The 14,614-nt window shown below is 67.9% G+C and carries 13 protein-coding genes; 5 read left to right on the top strand and 8 right to left on the bottom strand.

Going from position 1 to position 14,614, the window contains the following annotated elements; all coding sequences use genetic code 11:
* Window positions 1–337 precede the first annotated feature (337 nt).
* Window positions 338–3,217: a leucine--tRNA ligase gene (gene leuS / locus ACIGKQ_RS13525; protein WP_396574022.1), complete on the bottom strand. Its 2,880-nt coding sequence runs from the start codon at window positions 3,215–3,217 to the stop codon at window positions 338–340.
* Window positions 3,218–3,369: 152 nt separating this feature from the next.
* Here leuS and ACIGKQ_RS13520 point away from each other — a divergent pair, with 152 nt between their 5' ends.
* The 3 genes from ACIGKQ_RS13520 to ACIGKQ_RS13510 are packed head-to-tail and all read left to right on the top strand — an operon-like array spanning window position 3,370 to window position 5,551.
* The gene (locus ACIGKQ_RS13520) at window positions 3,370–3,813 is read left to right on the top strand and encodes an SdpI family protein (RefSeq protein ID WP_235721450.1); all 444 of its coding nucleotides are present in this window, start codon (window positions 3,370–3,372) and stop codon (window positions 3,811–3,813) included.
* 5 nt (window positions 3,814–3,818) lie between these two features.
* Window positions 3,819–4,826, top strand: a complete 1,008-nt coding sequence (locus ACIGKQ_RS13515; protein WP_372474926.1) for a bile acid:sodium symporter family protein — start codon at window positions 3,819–3,821, stop codon at window positions 4,824–4,826.
* A 59-nt stretch (window positions 4,827–4,885) separates the two neighbouring features.
* The gene (locus ACIGKQ_RS13510) at window positions 4,886–5,551 is read left to right on the top strand and encodes an XRE family transcriptional regulator (protein ID WP_235721451.1); all 666 of its coding nucleotides are present in this window, start codon (window positions 4,886–4,888) and stop codon (window positions 5,549–5,551) included.
* A gap of 8 nt (window positions 5,552–5,559) precedes the next feature.
* Here the strand turns inward: ACIGKQ_RS13510 and ACIGKQ_RS13505 are convergent, their stop codons facing one another.
* Window positions 5,560–7,548: a CocE/NonD family hydrolase gene (locus ACIGKQ_RS13505; protein ID WP_396574059.1), complete on the bottom strand. Its 1,989-nt coding sequence runs from the start codon at window positions 7,546–7,548 to the stop codon at window positions 5,560–5,562.
* A 154-nt stretch (window positions 7,549–7,702) separates the two neighbouring features.
* Entirely contained in the window at window positions 7,703–8,275 is a 573-nt protein-coding gene (locus ACIGKQ_RS13500; protein WP_268899826.1) for a YqgE/AlgH family protein, read from the bottom strand.
* 114 nt (window positions 8,276–8,389) lie between these two features.
* Here ACIGKQ_RS13500 and ACIGKQ_RS13495 point away from each other — a divergent pair, with 114 nt between their 5' ends.
* The gene (locus ACIGKQ_RS13495) at window positions 8,390–9,724 is read left to right on the top strand and encodes an MFS transporter (protein WP_328713890.1); all 1,335 of its coding nucleotides are present in this window, start codon (window positions 8,390–8,392) and stop codon (window positions 9,722–9,724) included.
* Between the two features lie 27 nt (window positions 9,725–9,751).
* Here ACIGKQ_RS13495 and ACIGKQ_RS13490 read toward each other — a convergent pair whose 3' ends face one another.
* The 3 genes from ACIGKQ_RS13490 to ACIGKQ_RS13480 all read right to left on the bottom strand — a co-directional run bounded on the left by ACIGKQ_RS13490 (window position 9,752) and on the right by ACIGKQ_RS13480 (window position 11,350).
* Complete coding sequence (locus ACIGKQ_RS13490) at window positions 9,752–10,339, bottom strand: hypothetical protein (protein WP_396574021.1); 588 nt, start codon at window positions 10,337–10,339, stop codon at window positions 9,752–9,754.
* An 88-nt stretch (window positions 10,340–10,427) separates the two neighbouring features.
* Window positions 10,428–10,868: a hypothetical protein gene (locus ACIGKQ_RS13485; protein ID WP_396574020.1), complete on the bottom strand. Its 441-nt coding sequence runs from the start codon at window positions 10,866–10,868 to the stop codon at window positions 10,428–10,430.
* Between the two features lie 236 nt (window positions 10,869–11,104).
* Window positions 11,105–11,350: a hypothetical protein gene (locus ACIGKQ_RS13480; RefSeq protein WP_372474945.1), complete on the bottom strand. Its 246-nt coding sequence runs from the start codon at window positions 11,348–11,350 to the stop codon at window positions 11,105–11,107.
* A 5-nt stretch (window positions 11,351–11,355) separates the two neighbouring features.
* Between ACIGKQ_RS13480 and ACIGKQ_RS13475 the strand changes: the two genes are divergently transcribed.
* Window positions 11,356–12,447 (top strand): aminotransferase class V-fold PLP-dependent enzyme, encoded by a 1,092-nt coding sequence (locus ACIGKQ_RS13475; RefSeq protein WP_235721457.1) that lies wholly within the window; start codon window positions 11,356–11,358, stop codon window positions 12,445–12,447.
* Here the strand turns inward: ACIGKQ_RS13475 and ACIGKQ_RS13470 are convergent.
* Window positions 12,441–13,979: an FAD-dependent oxidoreductase gene (locus tag ACIGKQ_RS13470; protein ID WP_396574018.1), complete on the bottom strand. Its 1,539-nt coding sequence runs from the start codon at window positions 13,977–13,979 to the stop codon at window positions 12,441–12,443. The genes ACIGKQ_RS13475 and ACIGKQ_RS13470 overlap by 7 nt on opposite strands.
* Window positions 13,976–14,614: a TetR/AcrR family transcriptional regulator gene (locus ACIGKQ_RS13465; RefSeq protein WP_396574016.1), complete on the bottom strand. Its 639-nt coding sequence runs from the start codon at window positions 14,612–14,614 to the stop codon at window positions 13,976–13,978. Before ACIGKQ_RS13465 ends, ACIGKQ_RS13470 begins: the two co-directional genes overlap by 4 nt.

The raw sequence follows: 14,614 nt of genomic DNA, 5'->3' as shown, positions 1-14,614 counted from the left end.
ACGACTGGGGCGGACTCCTCGTCGGGGAGTTCGACGGAGACGTGAAGTACCGGAAACACCTCAAGCCCGGCGAGACCCCCTTCGACGCGATGAAGCGAGAGAAGGAGCGGGAGGACAAGCTGCGGAAGATGGGGATCATGGTGATCCGCTGGACCTGGAAAGACCTCGAGCAGGGGCGAGTCGTCGGACTGATCCGGGACTGGCTCACCCGCCTCAGCCTCTCGCCGCCTGAGCATCGAATTTATCCGCGCACCCGTCATGCTCGCGCGCATGTCGCGACGTGCGCGCGAGCGCGATGGGTGCGCGGTTGGACAGGCGCGCGCCACACGGCCCCGCGCTACGGGACGACGTTGACCATCCGGCCGGGCACCACGATCACCTTGCGGGGCTCGCCGTCGAGCAGCGGGGCGATCTTCTCATCGGCCAGGGCGGCGGCCCGCACGGTCGCCTCGTCGGCGTCGGCGGCAACGGTGATGCGGCTGCGCACCTTGCCCTTCACCTGAATGGGGATCTCGATGGTGTCCTCGACCAACCACTGAGGATCTGGATCGGGGAACGGACCCCGCGCCAGCAACCCGTCGTGGCCGAGCCGATGCCAGAGTTCCTCGGCGAGGTGCGGAGCCAGCGGCGCCAACATGATCACCAGCGGCTCCACCACCGCACGTGGCGCGCCGGTCTTCTCGAAGTTCTTGGTCAGATGGTTGGTCAGCACCGTCAGCTTCGCGACCGCGGTGTTGTTGCGCAGTTCGGCGTAATCCTCGCGCACACCGGCGATCGTCTTGTGCAGCAACCGGATCGTGTCGTCGTCGGGTTCGGCGTCATTGCAGCGCAGTCCACCTGTTTCCTCGTCGACCACCAGGCGCCAGATGCGTTGCAGGAAGCGCTGCGATCCGACGACGTCCTTGGTCGCCCACGGACGTGACTGATCCAGCGGACCCATGAACATCTCGTACACGCGCAGTGTGTCGGCACCGTAGTCGCGGCAGATGTCGTCGGGTGCAACGGAATTCTTGAGCGACTTGCCCATCTTTCCGTATTCCTGGTTGACCTTCTCGCCGTTGTAGAAGAAGGCGCCGTCGCGTTCCTCCACCTCCTCGGCGGGAACGTAGAGTCCACGCGAGTCGGTATAAGCGAAGGCCTGGATCATGCCCTGGTTGAACAGCTTCCGGTACGGCTCCCGACTGGTGACGAAGCCGAGGTCGAACAACACCTTGTGCCAGAACCGCGAATACAGCAGGTGCAGCACGGCATGTTCGACGCCGCCGATGTAGAGGTCGAGCCCGCCCGGATCGTCGGGCCCGTGCAGCTGTGGGCGCGGGCCCATCCAGTAGGCCTCATTCTCCTTGGCGCACAGCGTCTCTTCATTGGTCGGGTCGATGTAGCGCAGCTGATACCAGGAGCTGCCGGCCCACTGCGGCATCACGTTGGCGTCACGGGTGTAGGTCTGCAAACCGTCGCCGAGATCGAGTTCGACGGTCATCCAGTCGGTGGCCTTGGCCAACGGCGGCGACGGCTCGCTGTCGGCGTCCTCGGGATCGAAGGAGACCGGCGCGTAGTCGTCGACCTCCGGGAGCTCCACCGGCAGCATCGATTCCGGCAACGGATGGGCCACGCCGTCGGCGTCGTAGACGATGGGGAACGGTTCGCCCCAGTAGCGCTGGCGGGCAAACAGCCAATCGCGCAACTTGTACTGGATCTTCCCGGTACCGGCGCCCTCGGCCTCCAAACGCTCGACGATGGCCGCCTTGGCATCCTCCACCGACAGCCCGTTCAGGTAGTCGGAGTTCACCAGCGGCCCGTCGCCGGTGTAGGCCTCTGACTCCACGCCCTGCTCGGAACCGATGACCTCACGGATCGGCAGCCCGAAAGCAGACGCGAACTCGTGGTCACGCGCGTCGTGGCCCGGCACGGCCATGATGGCGCCGGTCCCGTAGCCCATGAGCACGTAGTCGGCGATGAACACCGGGATCTGCTGCCCGTTCACCGGATTCGTGGCAAAGGAACCGGTGAACACACCGGTCTTCTCCTTGTTCTCCTGACGCTCCAGATCCGACTTGGCCGCGATCGCGGCGCGGTAGCCCTTGATCGCCGCAGCCGGATCGGCAGCGTCGCCGGTCCAGCGCTCGTCGGTATCGGCGGGCCACCCCTCGGCGGTCAGCGCGTCGACGAGCGGATGCTCCGGCGCGAGCACCATGTAGGTGGCGCCGAACAGGGTGTCGGGACGGGTGGTAAACACCTCGATGGCGTGCGGTCCGCTCGCGAACCGGACCTGGGCACCGCGCGAGCGTCCGATCCAGTTGCGCTGCATGGTCTTGACCTTGTCCGGCCAGTCCAGCAGTTCCAGGTCGTCGAGCAGTCGGTCGGAATACGCGGTGATCCGCATCATCCACTGCCGCAGGTGCTTACGGAAGACCGGATAGTTGCCGCGGTCGCTACGCCCGTCGGCAGTGACCTCTTCGTTGGCCAGCACCGTACCCAGCCCCGGGCACCAGTTGACCAGCGAGTCACTCTGGTAGACGAGCCGATAGGAGTCGATGACCTCGGTCCGCTCGGCGGCCGACAATGTCGCCCACTCGCGGCCGTCACCCACCGCGCGGGCACCGGAATCGAACTCGGCGATCAGTTCGTCGATGCGCCGCGCCTTGCTCTGGTCGACGTCGTACCAGGCGTTGTAGATCTGCAGGAAGATCCACTGCGTCCAGCGGTAGAAGTCGACATCGGTGGTGGCCACCCGGCGCCGTTCGTCGTGGCCGAGTCCCAGGCGACGAATCTGACCCAGGTACCGCTCGATGTTGGCCTCGGTCGTGGTGCGCGGGTGGGTACCGGTCTGCACCGCGTACTGCTCGGCGGGCAACCCGAACGAGTCGAAGCCCATCGTGTGCAGCACGTTCTTGCCCGTCATCCGCTGATAGCGAGCGAAGACGTCGCTGGCGATGAAACCCAGCGGGTGCCCGACGTGCAGGCCGGCGCCCGACGGGTACGGGAACATGTCCTGGATGAACATCTTGTCCGGGGCGTCGGGTGCGGCGCCGCCGACGGTGCTGAGGTCACCGGCCAGCGGCCCCACCGGGTTGGGTGCCTCGTAGGCGTGCTGGTCCGCCCAAGTGCGCTGCCACCGGGCTTCGATCTCACCGGCGAGCTCCGCGGTGTACCGGTGGCCGGGCACATTCGCCTCCGGGGCCGTCGATGCGGTGCGGGCAGAATCAGCTGAAGTCACCCGACCAGCGTAAATCGTCCCCGGCGGTGGGCTGTCGTGGGGAGTGGATCGTCGCGCATACTGCGTCCCGCCTTCTCGACGACGCCGCCCGGGCGAACCGATGGTCGGCGGGTGCACAGACGACGATTCGTGCTGCTACGACCGTCAGTCGTATGGTTGTCGCTGTGAACGTCCTGCTTGTTGTCGCTGCCGTCATCGTCTTTGCGCTGGCCGCGATGTGGCTCGTGGTGGGCGCGCTGGCCATCACCGGCCGGCTGCGACGCAATCGGTGGGTGGGTGTCCGTGCCGATGCCACCATGCGCTCCGACGAGGCGTTTGCCGTCGCGAACCGGGTGGCTGCGCCGGGTGAGTTGGCCGCCGCGGGCATCCTCGTGCTCGCCGGGACCCTCACCCTCGGAGTGAGTGGCTACTGGGCGTTGGTGTTCGCGGTCATCGGAGTGGTCGCCGCCCTGTTCGTCGTCGGCATCGTCAGTGCCTACGGCGTGCGCGCTGCGGCCGCCGTGCCCGAGGACAACCCGGCCGACGACTGCGGCACGTCGAGTTGTGGCGCCTGCAGCCTGCGGGGAGTCTGCTCGAACGAGTCCGCGCAGGCCTGACTCGCGTGGCAGCACCCCTGCGCGTCGCACGCGACTGGTTCAACCGCTCCCCCGTCGACGGCTTCATCCTCGCGATCCTCGGCGCCGTCATCGTCGCCGCACTGCTTCCGGCGAAGGGCGACGCCGCCGAGGTCCTCGACTGGGTGGTCGTGGTGGCGATCGCGGCGCTGTTCTTTCTCTACGGCACCCGACTGCATCCGCGGGAGGCCCTCGACGGCCTCAAGCACTGGCGCCTGCACCTCACCATCCTCGCGTTCACCTTTGTGGTGTTCCCGCTCGTGGGCCTGGCCATAGGTCCGCTCGTCGAGCCGATCGTCGGCGACGACCTGTACGCGGGCCTGCTGTTCCTGTGCCTGGTGCCGTCCACGGTGCAGTCGTCGATCGCATTCACCTCCATCGCCCGCGGCAATGTGCCGGGGGCCATCGTCAGCGCGTCGGCGTCGAACATCCTGGGTGTGGTGCTGACCCCGTTGCTGGTGGTGTTGCTGATGACCACCGACGGCGACGTCACGATCGACGGCACCTCGGTGCTGAAGATCCTGGGTCAGATCCTGCTGCCGTTCATCGTCGGACAGATCGCCCGTCCGTGGGTGGGCCCGTTCTTCGCCCGGCACGCCAAGATCACCAAACTCGCCGATCGCGGCACCATCGTGCTGGTGGTCTACGTGGCGTTCAGCGAGGGCGTCCGGGAGGGCATCTGGTCGATCGTCGACGCCGGGCAGCTGGTGGCCGTCGCGGTGATCTCACTGATCCTGGTGCTGGTGATGCTGGTGGTGACCCGATGGGTGCCGCAACGCCTCGGATTCTCCCGCGAAGACGTGATCGCCATCCAGTTCTGTGGCACCAAGAAGAGTCTCGCCACCGGTCTGCCGATGGCGACGGTGCTGTTCGCCGGTTCGACGGTCGGCCTCATCGTGCTCCCGCTGATGATCTTCCACCAGATCCAGCTGATCCTCTGCTCATGGCTGGCCACCCGCTACGGTCGCGAGGCAGACGCGGCGACCGTTTCGTAGTAGAGGACGCTCGGCGTTTCGTCTACTGCGAGGAAACAGAAACTAGCTACACTGGCCAGATGGCTGCCGACTCCACGAAGACGATCCGGGACACCGGCGACCCCGCGCCCGTGCATCGAGAGGTCGACGGGGACGCTCCGACCGGCGGCGACCTGGAGGCCGCGATCGCGCATCAGGTCCGGATGCTGCGCCGCAATGCCGGGATGTCGGTCGCGGACATGGCTGCCAAGGTCGGCATCTCCAAGGCCATGCTCTCCAAGATCGAGAACGCCCAGACCTCGTGCAGTCTCTCGACTCTTGCGCGTCTCGCCGCCGGACTCGACGTCCCGGTGACCTCGCTGTTCCGGGGCGCCGACGTCGAGCGCGAGGCGATCTACACCGAAGCGGGCAAGGGCGCGGTGATCGTGGGCCGCGGCACCCGCGTCGGCCATCACTACGAACTGCTCGGCGGTCTGCGCGGGCAGCACAAGCGACTCGAACCCGTGTTGGTCACCCTGACCGACGACAGCGAGGTGTTTCCCCGTTTTCAACACCCCGGCACCGAGATGCTGTACATGCTCGAGGGCGTCATGGTCTACGGGCACGGCAACGCCGAGTACACGCTGCGGCCGGGTGACTGTCTGCTCCTCGACGGGGAGGGCATCCACGGGCCGCATGATCTGGTCCGGCTGCCGATCCGCTTCCTGGCCGTCACGGCGTATCCGGACAATCACCGCGACGAGTAGCGCAGCGGCTACCCGATCGCTTGCGAGACCGGCAGATTCACGAAACTCGGCCGCCGCGGATCGAGCTGAATGTGTTGCGGCTTCAGCTGTGACTCGTTCAGCAACGGCCGTAGCGGCAATCCACGCGGCAGGTTCATCGCGAACACGTCGACCCGCAGCCGGTGACCGGCCTTGATCGATGCCTCCGTGGGCAGCAACCCGATGTCGATGGTGACCGGACGGCCGGGTCGGACTCGCTCCCGCGAATCCAGGGTCAAGGTGTAGAACGGGTCGGTCACATCGCCGTTGGACGCGAACTGCGACTGCCCCTGGTCGTAGCCCCGCAACGACGCCACCACCTGACCGGAACTGATCACTTTCGACGTACCGTCGGGCGCCACATCGTTGAGGGTGGCCGTCCAGTACCCGTCGGTCGCATCCATCACCGCGTTCACCCGCACGTTTGCGTAGCCGGACACGCTGCGGGTGGTCCGCACCGGGGCGCTGGTGAAGGTGAGCGCGTTGCGTTCGGAGATCCGTGCGTCTTCGGCGCACCACGGGAAGAGGGCTGTGGCGCCGGCCGTCTGCTGTGCGGAGTCACGAGAGCACAACGTCAGCACACCGGGTGAGATCGTCAGCCGGCCTCGCGAGCCGGTCGGCGCGGTGGTGAGGCTGCCGTCGCGGACCGCATGCGGTGCGGTGCCGCTGCGGCGATCTCCGAGGTAGAGCCGTTGTCGGGTCATGCCGGCGCGCGGGAACTGCTGGGCGGTCATCCACGCGTCGCCGACCTGTTTGAGGTTGACCGGTCCGTAGCGGTCGATGCCGTTGTCGATGCCCTTGAGCCACTTGTCGAACCACGCCTTCTGCAGGACGTCCAGGCGCGGTGGGGTGCCTGCGCGACCCTGCTGGCCGCCGCCGATGGTCAGGTGATAGCCGTCGCCCATGATGAGCTGTTTGCGGCCCGGTGCGAGCGGGATCTTGTTATACATCCGCACCTCGCTGTTGGTGAACAGGTCGAACCAGCCGCCGTAGATGAAGGTCGGGGTGGTGATGCGCTCGGCATGGTCGAGCCACGACGTGCGTGGCTCCGAGTTGGTGGTGAGGAGCTCGTCGAGCTGCGGTGGAACCGACGGGATGTCGGGGGTGAGCAGCGCTGCGAACAGCTCCGGGTAGAAAGTGAACGGATCGGAGATGCGGTCGGCCAACCACGTCCAGTCGAAGGTGCCGTCGAGCATCGACGCGACGTTGGGCACCATCTTGGTGCTGTTCACCAGGGTCAGCCACATCGGCAGGAAGCCGACGCCGAGCGCACCACCCGGGGCGACGATGTCGCGGATGAGGTCGCCGCCCGGCTCCACGGGGAAAATCGCCTTGAGCGCAGCCGGGTTCTTGTTGGCCGCCTGAATCTGGTTGATCGCCGAATAGGAGACCCCGGACATGCCGACCTTGCCGTTGGAGAACCGCTGCTTGGCAGCCCAGTCGATGACCTCGACGGTGTCGGCCTGTTCGCGGCTCTGGAACACATCCCATCGGCCCTGGGAGAACCCGGTTCCACGGACATCGACGACGACCTGGGTGTAACCGCTGCGTACCAGATCCTCGTCGACCAGGAACGTGCGCGCACCACCATCGCGCAGGGTATTGGTCAGCTGCGAGACGTCGGCGATGTCGCGGATCGGCGCCGCGATCTGACTGACGCCGTCCACCAACTGCGTCAGGAACGGACCGAGCACCGGGTGCTGCGTGACTGCCGTACCAACGGCGGTGATGAGCTTGGTGTACGGGGTCATGTTGACGACGACCGGGTGGCGTTGCGACGTCGCCCGACCCGACTTGTCGGCTGGGCGGTAGACGTTTGCGCGCAGCACCGTCCCGTCACTCATCCGGATCGGCACATCCCAGCTCACCGACACCCCGGCATACGGCTGCGGACCGTCGTGCGACGTGGCCCATCGTGCGGCCGACGCCCCACCGGTTGCAGACGGCTGTGCCCCCGCGGTTGCGGGCAGGACCAGCATCGTCACCGCGACGATGAGCACCCCGACCCCACGAGCCACCCGCACACTTCTGACTGCAACCCCCACGCCGCTGACCCCCGGTCGAGTTGAACAAGCGACCAAAAGGTAGCAGGAAGTGTGCCCTGCGTCACTGGAATCGCGGTGGCTGCCCTGATCAGTTGCGCGCGATGTCGATCGGGTGCGTCGCGAGCAGCGGCGTCGGCCAAGGCTGGCGGCGCAGCACCGAACCCCAGAGGTCGGTGGTCGTCGGCACCAGCAGATCACCGGCCAGCGCGGACGCCAGCAGCCAGCTGTCCTGCTGCAATTCGGCGTCGAGCTGGCCCTCACCCCAGCCGGAGTATCCGGCGAACACACGGACTCCTTCCAGGACGTCGGCGAGTTCGGTGGGGTCGGCGTCGAGGTCGACGAGCACCACCCGACCGTCCACCGGCCGCAACGCTTCGTACCCGGAGATGTCGGCGCCCAACTTCACCACCCCCAGACAGAGGGCGGCGTCCTGTTTCACCGGCCCGCCGACGAACAGCGCGCGCGGCGACGCGGACAGGTCGGTCCACTGCGGCAGCAGGTTGTGCACCGCCGTCTGGCTCATCCGGTTGAGCACCACACCGAGGCTGCCGGCGTCGTTGTGCTCCATGATGTAGATGACCGTGCGCGCGAAGGTCGGTTCGATCAGATCGGTCGACGCGATCAACAGCGTCCCGGGCCGAACTCGGCCGGCCGCGGGCATGTCGGGTGCAGCACCCTCCGAGTAGAACTCGGGGGTCGGATCCTCTGAGTCGTCGCCGCCGGCCACCCACCCATCATGGCATGGCTCACCGGTCGAGGTCGGTACTCTGAATCAGTGACGTCAGGCTCGCCGCACACCTCCCCCGGTCTGCGGGGGTTCATCCGCTCGCTGGGGCATTCGCCCGGGCTCGGGCGGCTGCTCGCGGTGCGGTTGACCAGCCAGATCACCGACGGTGTCTTCCAAGCGGCGCTGTTCGCCTCGATCCTGTTCAACCCGGAGCGACACGCCGATCCGTTGGCCGTGGCGGGCGGACTCGCGGTGCTGCTGCTGCCGTACTCGCTGATCGGTCCGTTCGCCGGGGCACTGCTCGACCATTGGGATCGACGCAATGTGCTGATGTTCGCGAATGTGCTTCGCGCCGGGCTCATCTCTCTCGTAGCGCTGGCCATCGCCACCGGCGCGAGCGACACCGTGGTGCTCTTCGGTGCGCTCGCGGTCACCGGCGCCAGTCGGTTCGTCGCATCGGGCCTGTCGGCGTCGCTCCCACACGTCGCGCACCGCGACGTCATCGTCGCGACCAACGCGCTGTTCACCACCCTCGGAGCCGGCATGCTCGCGGTCGGCGCGGGCATCGCTGCAGTCCTGCGGATCATCTTCGGGCCCGACAATTCCGGCAGTGCATTCACCACCCTCGGCGGTGTGGTGATCGCGCTGATCGCGGCGACCCTCGCGCACGGGTTCGGTCGACTGCAACTCGGACCCGACGAGCCCGATGACCCCGGGCGCTCGGCGGTGCATGCCATCACCGTCGGCCTGCTACACGGGGTCCGGGCGGTCGCTCATTCGCGCACCGTGGCGGCCGCGTTGTCGGCGATCGGCGCCCACCGGCTGGTCTTCGGGATAAACACACTGATGCTGCTGGTGCTGAGCAAACAAGCGGGCGTCGGCGACGGGCTGGCCGGCGTGTCGGTGGTCGCCGGATTCACCGCAGGCGGCGCCTTCCTCGCCGCGGTGGTGACGCCGTATTCGGTGGAACGATACGGCCGACGGCCCACGCTGATTGCCGCCATGCTGGTGGGCGCGGTGGCGGAGGCCTCGCTGCTCACCTTCCATCCGGTGGTGTTCTGCATCGGCGCGTTCGTACTCGGATTGATCGGGCAGGTCGCCAAACTGTGCGGCGATGTCGCCATGCAGGTGGACATCGGCGACATGGTGCGTGGCCAGGTGTTCTCGGTGCAAGACGCGGTGTTCAACATCGCCTACGTGGGTGCGGTGACGATCGCCGCGGTCGCGATCCCCGATGACGGGCGCTCGGCCGGGATGTTGGTCCTCGGTGTCGTGCTCTACCTGATCGGGGCGGTGGTGGTGCGGTTGGTGCACACGCCACCGCACCACGGGCCGTTGGCCATCGCCGATCATCCGATCCAGCCGACCGGTCATCACAGCTGACGATCGCGCTCCGTCACCTACCGACCGTCACCGAGCCTCGAATCGAGGCGACCGGTCATCGAAGCTGACGTCGGCGCGGCCATCACCATCGGAGTCCACCAGCACACGATCGAAACGGCCGTCGCCGTCGGCGTCGACGTAGAGCCGATCGGCCACCGGAATGCCTGCGCGGCGAGTGCCGACGAGTTCGATGTCGGCGGTTCCGTCACCGTCGAGGTCTGCTGAGCGGACGACCACGGCGTCGTCGGTGTCGGTCGGCTCACGGTCGCGGTGCGGCGCCGGATCGGCCACCCGGCCTGGCGCCGGCGTCACCTCCGGTTCCGGTGGTGGTGAGGCAAGGTCGGTCGGTCGTTGAGCAGTCTCGCCCCACACTCCTGATCCGTCGTCCCGATAGAACTCGTGGCCGCGGCCGTCGTCGTCCCGGTCGAGCGCGACGACGTCTGCGATCCCATCGGCATCGCTGTCCCACATGGCATCGTCGCGCCGCCCGTCACCGTCGAAGTCGAGAGCCACCGCATCGAGCGTGCCGTCGCCGGAGAGGTCGATGTCGGGCGGCGACACCCACGCTGTGGTGACACCGTCACCGGTCCCGAAGACGTACTCGATGGGGTCCATGGTGTTTGGACGCTCGGGGGGCACTCGTGGTTCCGTGCGGCACCAGACTTCTGGCCCAGCGGTGGCTCGCCTGCAGGCCGTCCGGCTGTCAGTGACCGTCGGAGCGTCGCTGGTGCGGCCCGGAGTACTTCGGAGGCGGAGAGTACGGACGCGCAGAACCCGGAGGGGGGTAGTGCGGGGGGTATCCATGGACGAAGTGGCCGTGGTTCGCAACGGACACAACGCCGTGGCCGGCCTCGACCGCGCGTGCTTGGCGCAACAGGCGTCTGCGGCGACGATGCAGCGCGATGGCGCCAAGCGCTGCCGCGATCGGAAACCCGATCATGCCGACGAGGCGGCCGAGGGCCTCAGCACCCGAACTCGGGGCAGGTGTGATCGGTCCCGAGGTCGCTCGGCCGAGCGCACCGAGAATCATCACACCCACCAGCACCCACAGCAGGGTCGCGCCGAGGAGTGCGCTCGAGGCCCGGCGGCGCAGTATCGCCGGATCACGCGGTGGCGCCGGTGTAGGCGGGAAGTAGGTCATCATCTGTCCTCTCGGCCTCATACGGCGTGAATGATCGCGGCGGGAAGGGCGGTGGCATCGCCCCGTCCCCGGTATGCCGTCCCGGTCAACTGGGGCCAGCACGTTGTTGTGGTGTTCGCGAATGAGACGCCCCCGGCGGGTGGTTATGTTCCCGCCCGGTGTCACGCCATCGGGTAGCGGATCAGCCGGAAGTGCTGCGGACGACGCTGGGCCCACGGGTCAACGAACTCGGCATGAGCTCACACGTGGTGACCAGGCACCTGATCGGTGTGGACGGTCATGCGCTGCCACGGCGGCTGACGAAGAACCGCGGCCGAACCCAATGTCGCCGCGATCAGTCCGGTGACCACACCGATCAGGGCCACCCGGCCTCCGTCCACGACGGGAGTCCACGTGGTGGCGGCACCCGCCGAAGTCATCGCACCCGGGTTCGCCGGCGACCAGGGGTGCCCGGTTCGAGTATCCCCCAACACCGGTAGGTTCAGAAGTCATGTACGTGAGCGAACTGGGTGAGCAGTGGCGACGTGCACGCCTGCGCCCGGAAGTCGTCCACCTCGACTCCGCGGCTGCCGGTCGATCCTCGAACGCCGTGATCGGCTCCATCTCGGCTCATCTGTGGCGCGAGAGCGAACGCGGCTCCTATGTGGCCGCCGCCGATCGCGCCGACGAGATCGCCCGTGACAAGCGCGATCTCGCGTCGCTGATCGGACACACCGCCGACGAACTCGCGTTCCGGGAGAGCGCACGCGCCGCCCTGCGCGCGCTGCTCACCTACTGGAACCTGCCGATCTCGAGCACCGTGTGGGTGGCCAAGAACGAGTTCGGACCGAACCTCGTGGAGTTCGAACGCCGCGGCTACGCGGTGCGGCCGCTGCCGGATGCCGACATCGCCGGCCACGTCGACACCGACGCGCTGGAGAACATGCTGCAGTTCGAGCAGCCCGACTTCATCCACATCTGTCATATCGGGGCGATGTCGGGCATCGTGCAACCCGTCACTCGGATCGTCGAGATCGCCCATGCCGCAGGCGTTCCCGTGGTGGTCGACATGGCACAGACCGCCGGCCACGTGCCGACGGTCACCGGCGCCGACGTCGTCTATGGCACCAGCCGCAAATGGCTGACCGGGCCGCGCGGTGTGGGATTCGTCGCAGTACGCAAGGATGCGTTGCGTCCGGTGGAGATCGAGAGTTCCGAAGCATTCGTGGCCGGACGGCTCGGCCTGGGCATGGCGGTGTCGGAGGTTCTGGCCATCGGGCAGCAGCGCGTGTTCCGCGAGCTCGCCGCGATCGGCCGGGCCACCCGCGAACGCCTCGACGGCATCGGGAGCTGGGAGGTGCTCGAGCCGGTCGACGAACCGTGCTCGACCACCACCCTCGCGCCGCCGCCGGGCTGGCAGGCATCCGACGTGGCCGCCGCCCAGGCCAAACTGTTGTCGCTGGGCATCCTGGTCACCTGCGCCGACTCCTGGCGCGCCCCGCTGACCACCGAGCAGTCGGTGTTGCGGGTCAGCCCGCACCTCGACGTCGAGCGCGAGGACTTGGACAAACTGGCCGACGCGCTGCGGACGATGGGTTACTGAGCTCGAACCTGCTCGACGAGCTCGGTGATCGCGGGACGGGCACGGTCGGCGTCGGCGTCCACCAGGCCGATGCGGGTGCGCCGGTGCAGGACATCGTCGACGGTGAGTGCGCCCTCGTGAGTGAGCGCGAACCCCACCTCCGCGCGGGTGACGTCGATGTCGTCGACGATCGGATCCAACGGATGCTCGACCTGCGCTGACGACACCACCTTGGCCGCCTCGGAACCGAACCGACTGATCAGCGATGCCGGCAGCTCCGGCGGTGCTGTGACGGCGGCGGCACCGATGAGCGGGGTCGTCGCCGTGATGCAGCGGCCCGCGGTCAGTCCCCCGGCGTCGACTGCGGCATCAACCGCATCCTGGGCCATGCGACGGTAGGTGGTGAGTTTCCCGCCGAGCACACCCACCAGCGTGTCGTCACTGACCTGGATGCGGTGACGCCGCGACAGGTCGGCGAGGCTTCCTGTACTCGAATTCTTCTCCGCGCCGACAACATCGACGAGTGGTCGGAGCCCGGAGTAGGTGCCGATGATGTCGGAGCGGGTCACCGGCCGGTCGAGCGCCGGGTTGATGGACTCGAGCAGGTAGTCGATCTCGGCCTGCGACGCCTGCGGGACGTCGGGGATCGGGCCCGGGGCGGCGACGTCGGTCAAGCCGACGAAGACCCGTCCGAGCGGCTCGGGCAGGGCGAACACGAACCGTGAGATGGAGCCGGCCACCGGCACGGTCAGCGCACCTTCCGGGTGCCCGAAGGTGGCGGCGTCGAAGATCAGATGCGTGCCCCGGCTCGGCCGCATCCGGACTGCCGGATCCACCTCGCCGGCCCAGACACCGGTGGCGTTGACGACGGTGCGCGCAGCCACGTCGAAGGACTCCCCCGTGCAGGCGTCGGTCAGGCGGGCACCGTTGCCGGTGACGTGGTCGGCGCGGGTATACGTGCAGATCATCGCACCGAAAGCGGCAGCCGTACGCGCGACCGCGACCACCAGTCGGGCGTCGTCGACGAGCTGTCCGTCGGAGTGCGCCACGGCACCCCGCAGTCCGGCCCGCGTCGTCTGTGGGCACAACGCCAGCGTCTCGGCCACCGACAACCGGCGCGGACGGGGCAACACGGGTGCAGGGGTGCGCGCGACCCGGCGCAGCACATCGCCGGCCTGCACCCCGGTACGGATCATCGCCGACGTGGCGCGCGAACCGAGATCGGGCACCACCTGCGCCAACGGCCGGATCAGATGCGGCGCGATCGTCGTCATCAGATGGTGTCGCTCGACCGCGCTCTCGTAGGCGATCGGCAGATGGCCGCCGGCAAGATAACGCAATCCCCCGTGCACCAGCTTGCTGCTCCAACGCGATGTGCCGTGGGCCAGATCGTGCGCCTCGACCAGCGCGACGCGCAGTCCACGACTCGCGGCGTCGAGGGCCACCCCGGCGCCGGTGATCCCCCCGCCGACGACGAGCACGTCGAGGGGGCGGTCCTGGTCGGCCAGCGCGGACTGCCATCGGTGCCGCTGGGCGGCGTTGAGCCCGGTCATCCGCTGATCGTCGGCGGCTCGCCGCCGGACGGGCCCAGCGGAGAGGAACCCAGATGGGTCGGGCGCAGGTAAGACGACAGCGCGTGATGCAGTTCCCGACTCCAGTCGTCACCGAGAATCGACTCCACGAGCGCGCGTGACTGGATCGCCGATTGGGTGATCAGCAGCACCATCGACGCCAGCTTCTGGGGGTCGCCGTCGCGGACCTGGCCGCGCTGCTGCCCGTGGGCGATCGCGTCGGTGAGGATCGCGAGTACGCCCTGCTGGCTGGTGCCGAGGCGCTCGAAGACATACGGCGTCATGAATTCGCGCTGGGCCCGCCACAACGCCGCGACCAGCTCGTCGTCGCGCAGTGCGGCCGCGATGCGCACCACCAGGTCCACGGTCGCGTCGAACTCCGCCGTGCGCAGCGGCGTGACGTCGGTGACGGCCGTGACGATGCCCATCACCTCACGGGTGAGCAATGCGCGCGTGATCTCGGACATATCCGGCCAGCGTCGGTACACGGTGGGACGGCTGACGCCGGCTTCGCGCGCCACCTCGGCAAGTGTCACCTTGCGTCCGCCGCTGCGGACCAGGCAGGCCCGGGCGGCGTCGAGGACCTGCTCACCGATATCCGCTTTACAGATTGACAT

Source organism: Gordonia sp. NPDC062954 (assembly GCF_044543825.1).
Taxonomy (GTDB): Bacteria; Actinomycetota; Actinomycetes; order Mycobacteriales; family Mycobacteriaceae; genus Gordonia; species Gordonia tangerina.
Note: the sequence above shows the minus strand (reverse complement) of the source record. Positions and strands in the feature narration are given on the sequence as shown.

What these genes read in the sequence shown, in the direction of transcription:
- ACIGKQ_RS13520 (WP_235721450.1), top strand. Translation starts at nt 3,370, where the DNA reads ATGGTTGTCGCTGTGAACGTCCTGCTTGTTGTCGCTGCCGTCATCGTC.
- ACIGKQ_RS13510 (WP_235721451.1), top strand. Translation starts at nt 4,886, where the DNA reads ATGGCTGCCGACTCCACGAAGACGATCCGGGACACCGGCGACCCCGCG.
- ACIGKQ_RS13505 (WP_396574059.1), bottom strand. Translation starts at nt 7,548, where the DNA reads ATGCTGGTCCTGCCCGCAACCGCGGGGGCACAGCCGTCTGCAACCGGT.
- ACIGKQ_RS13500 (WP_268899826.1), bottom strand. Translation starts at nt 8,275, where the DNA reads ATGCCCGCGGCCGGCCGAGTTCGGCCCGGGACGCTGTTGATCGCGTCG.
- ACIGKQ_RS13490 (WP_396574021.1), bottom strand. Translation starts at nt 10,339, where the DNA reads ATGGACCCCATCGAGTACGTCTTCGGGACCGGTGACGGTGTCACCACA.
- ACIGKQ_RS13485 (WP_396574020.1), bottom strand. Translation starts at nt 10,868, where the DNA reads ATGATGACCTACTTCCCGCCTACACCGGCGCCACCGCGTGATCCGGCG.
- ACIGKQ_RS13475 (WP_235721457.1), top strand. Translation starts at nt 11,356, where the DNA reads ATGTACGTGAGCGAACTGGGTGAGCAGTGGCGACGTGCACGCCTGCGC.
- ACIGKQ_RS13470 (WP_396574018.1), bottom strand. Translation starts at nt 13,979, where the DNA reads ATGACCGGGCTCAACGCCGCCCAGCGGCACCGATGGCAGTCCGCGCTG.
- ACIGKQ_RS13465 (WP_396574016.1), bottom strand. Translation starts at nt 14,614, where the DNA reads ATGTCAATCTGTAAAGCGGATATCGGTGAGCAGGTCCTCGACGCCGCC.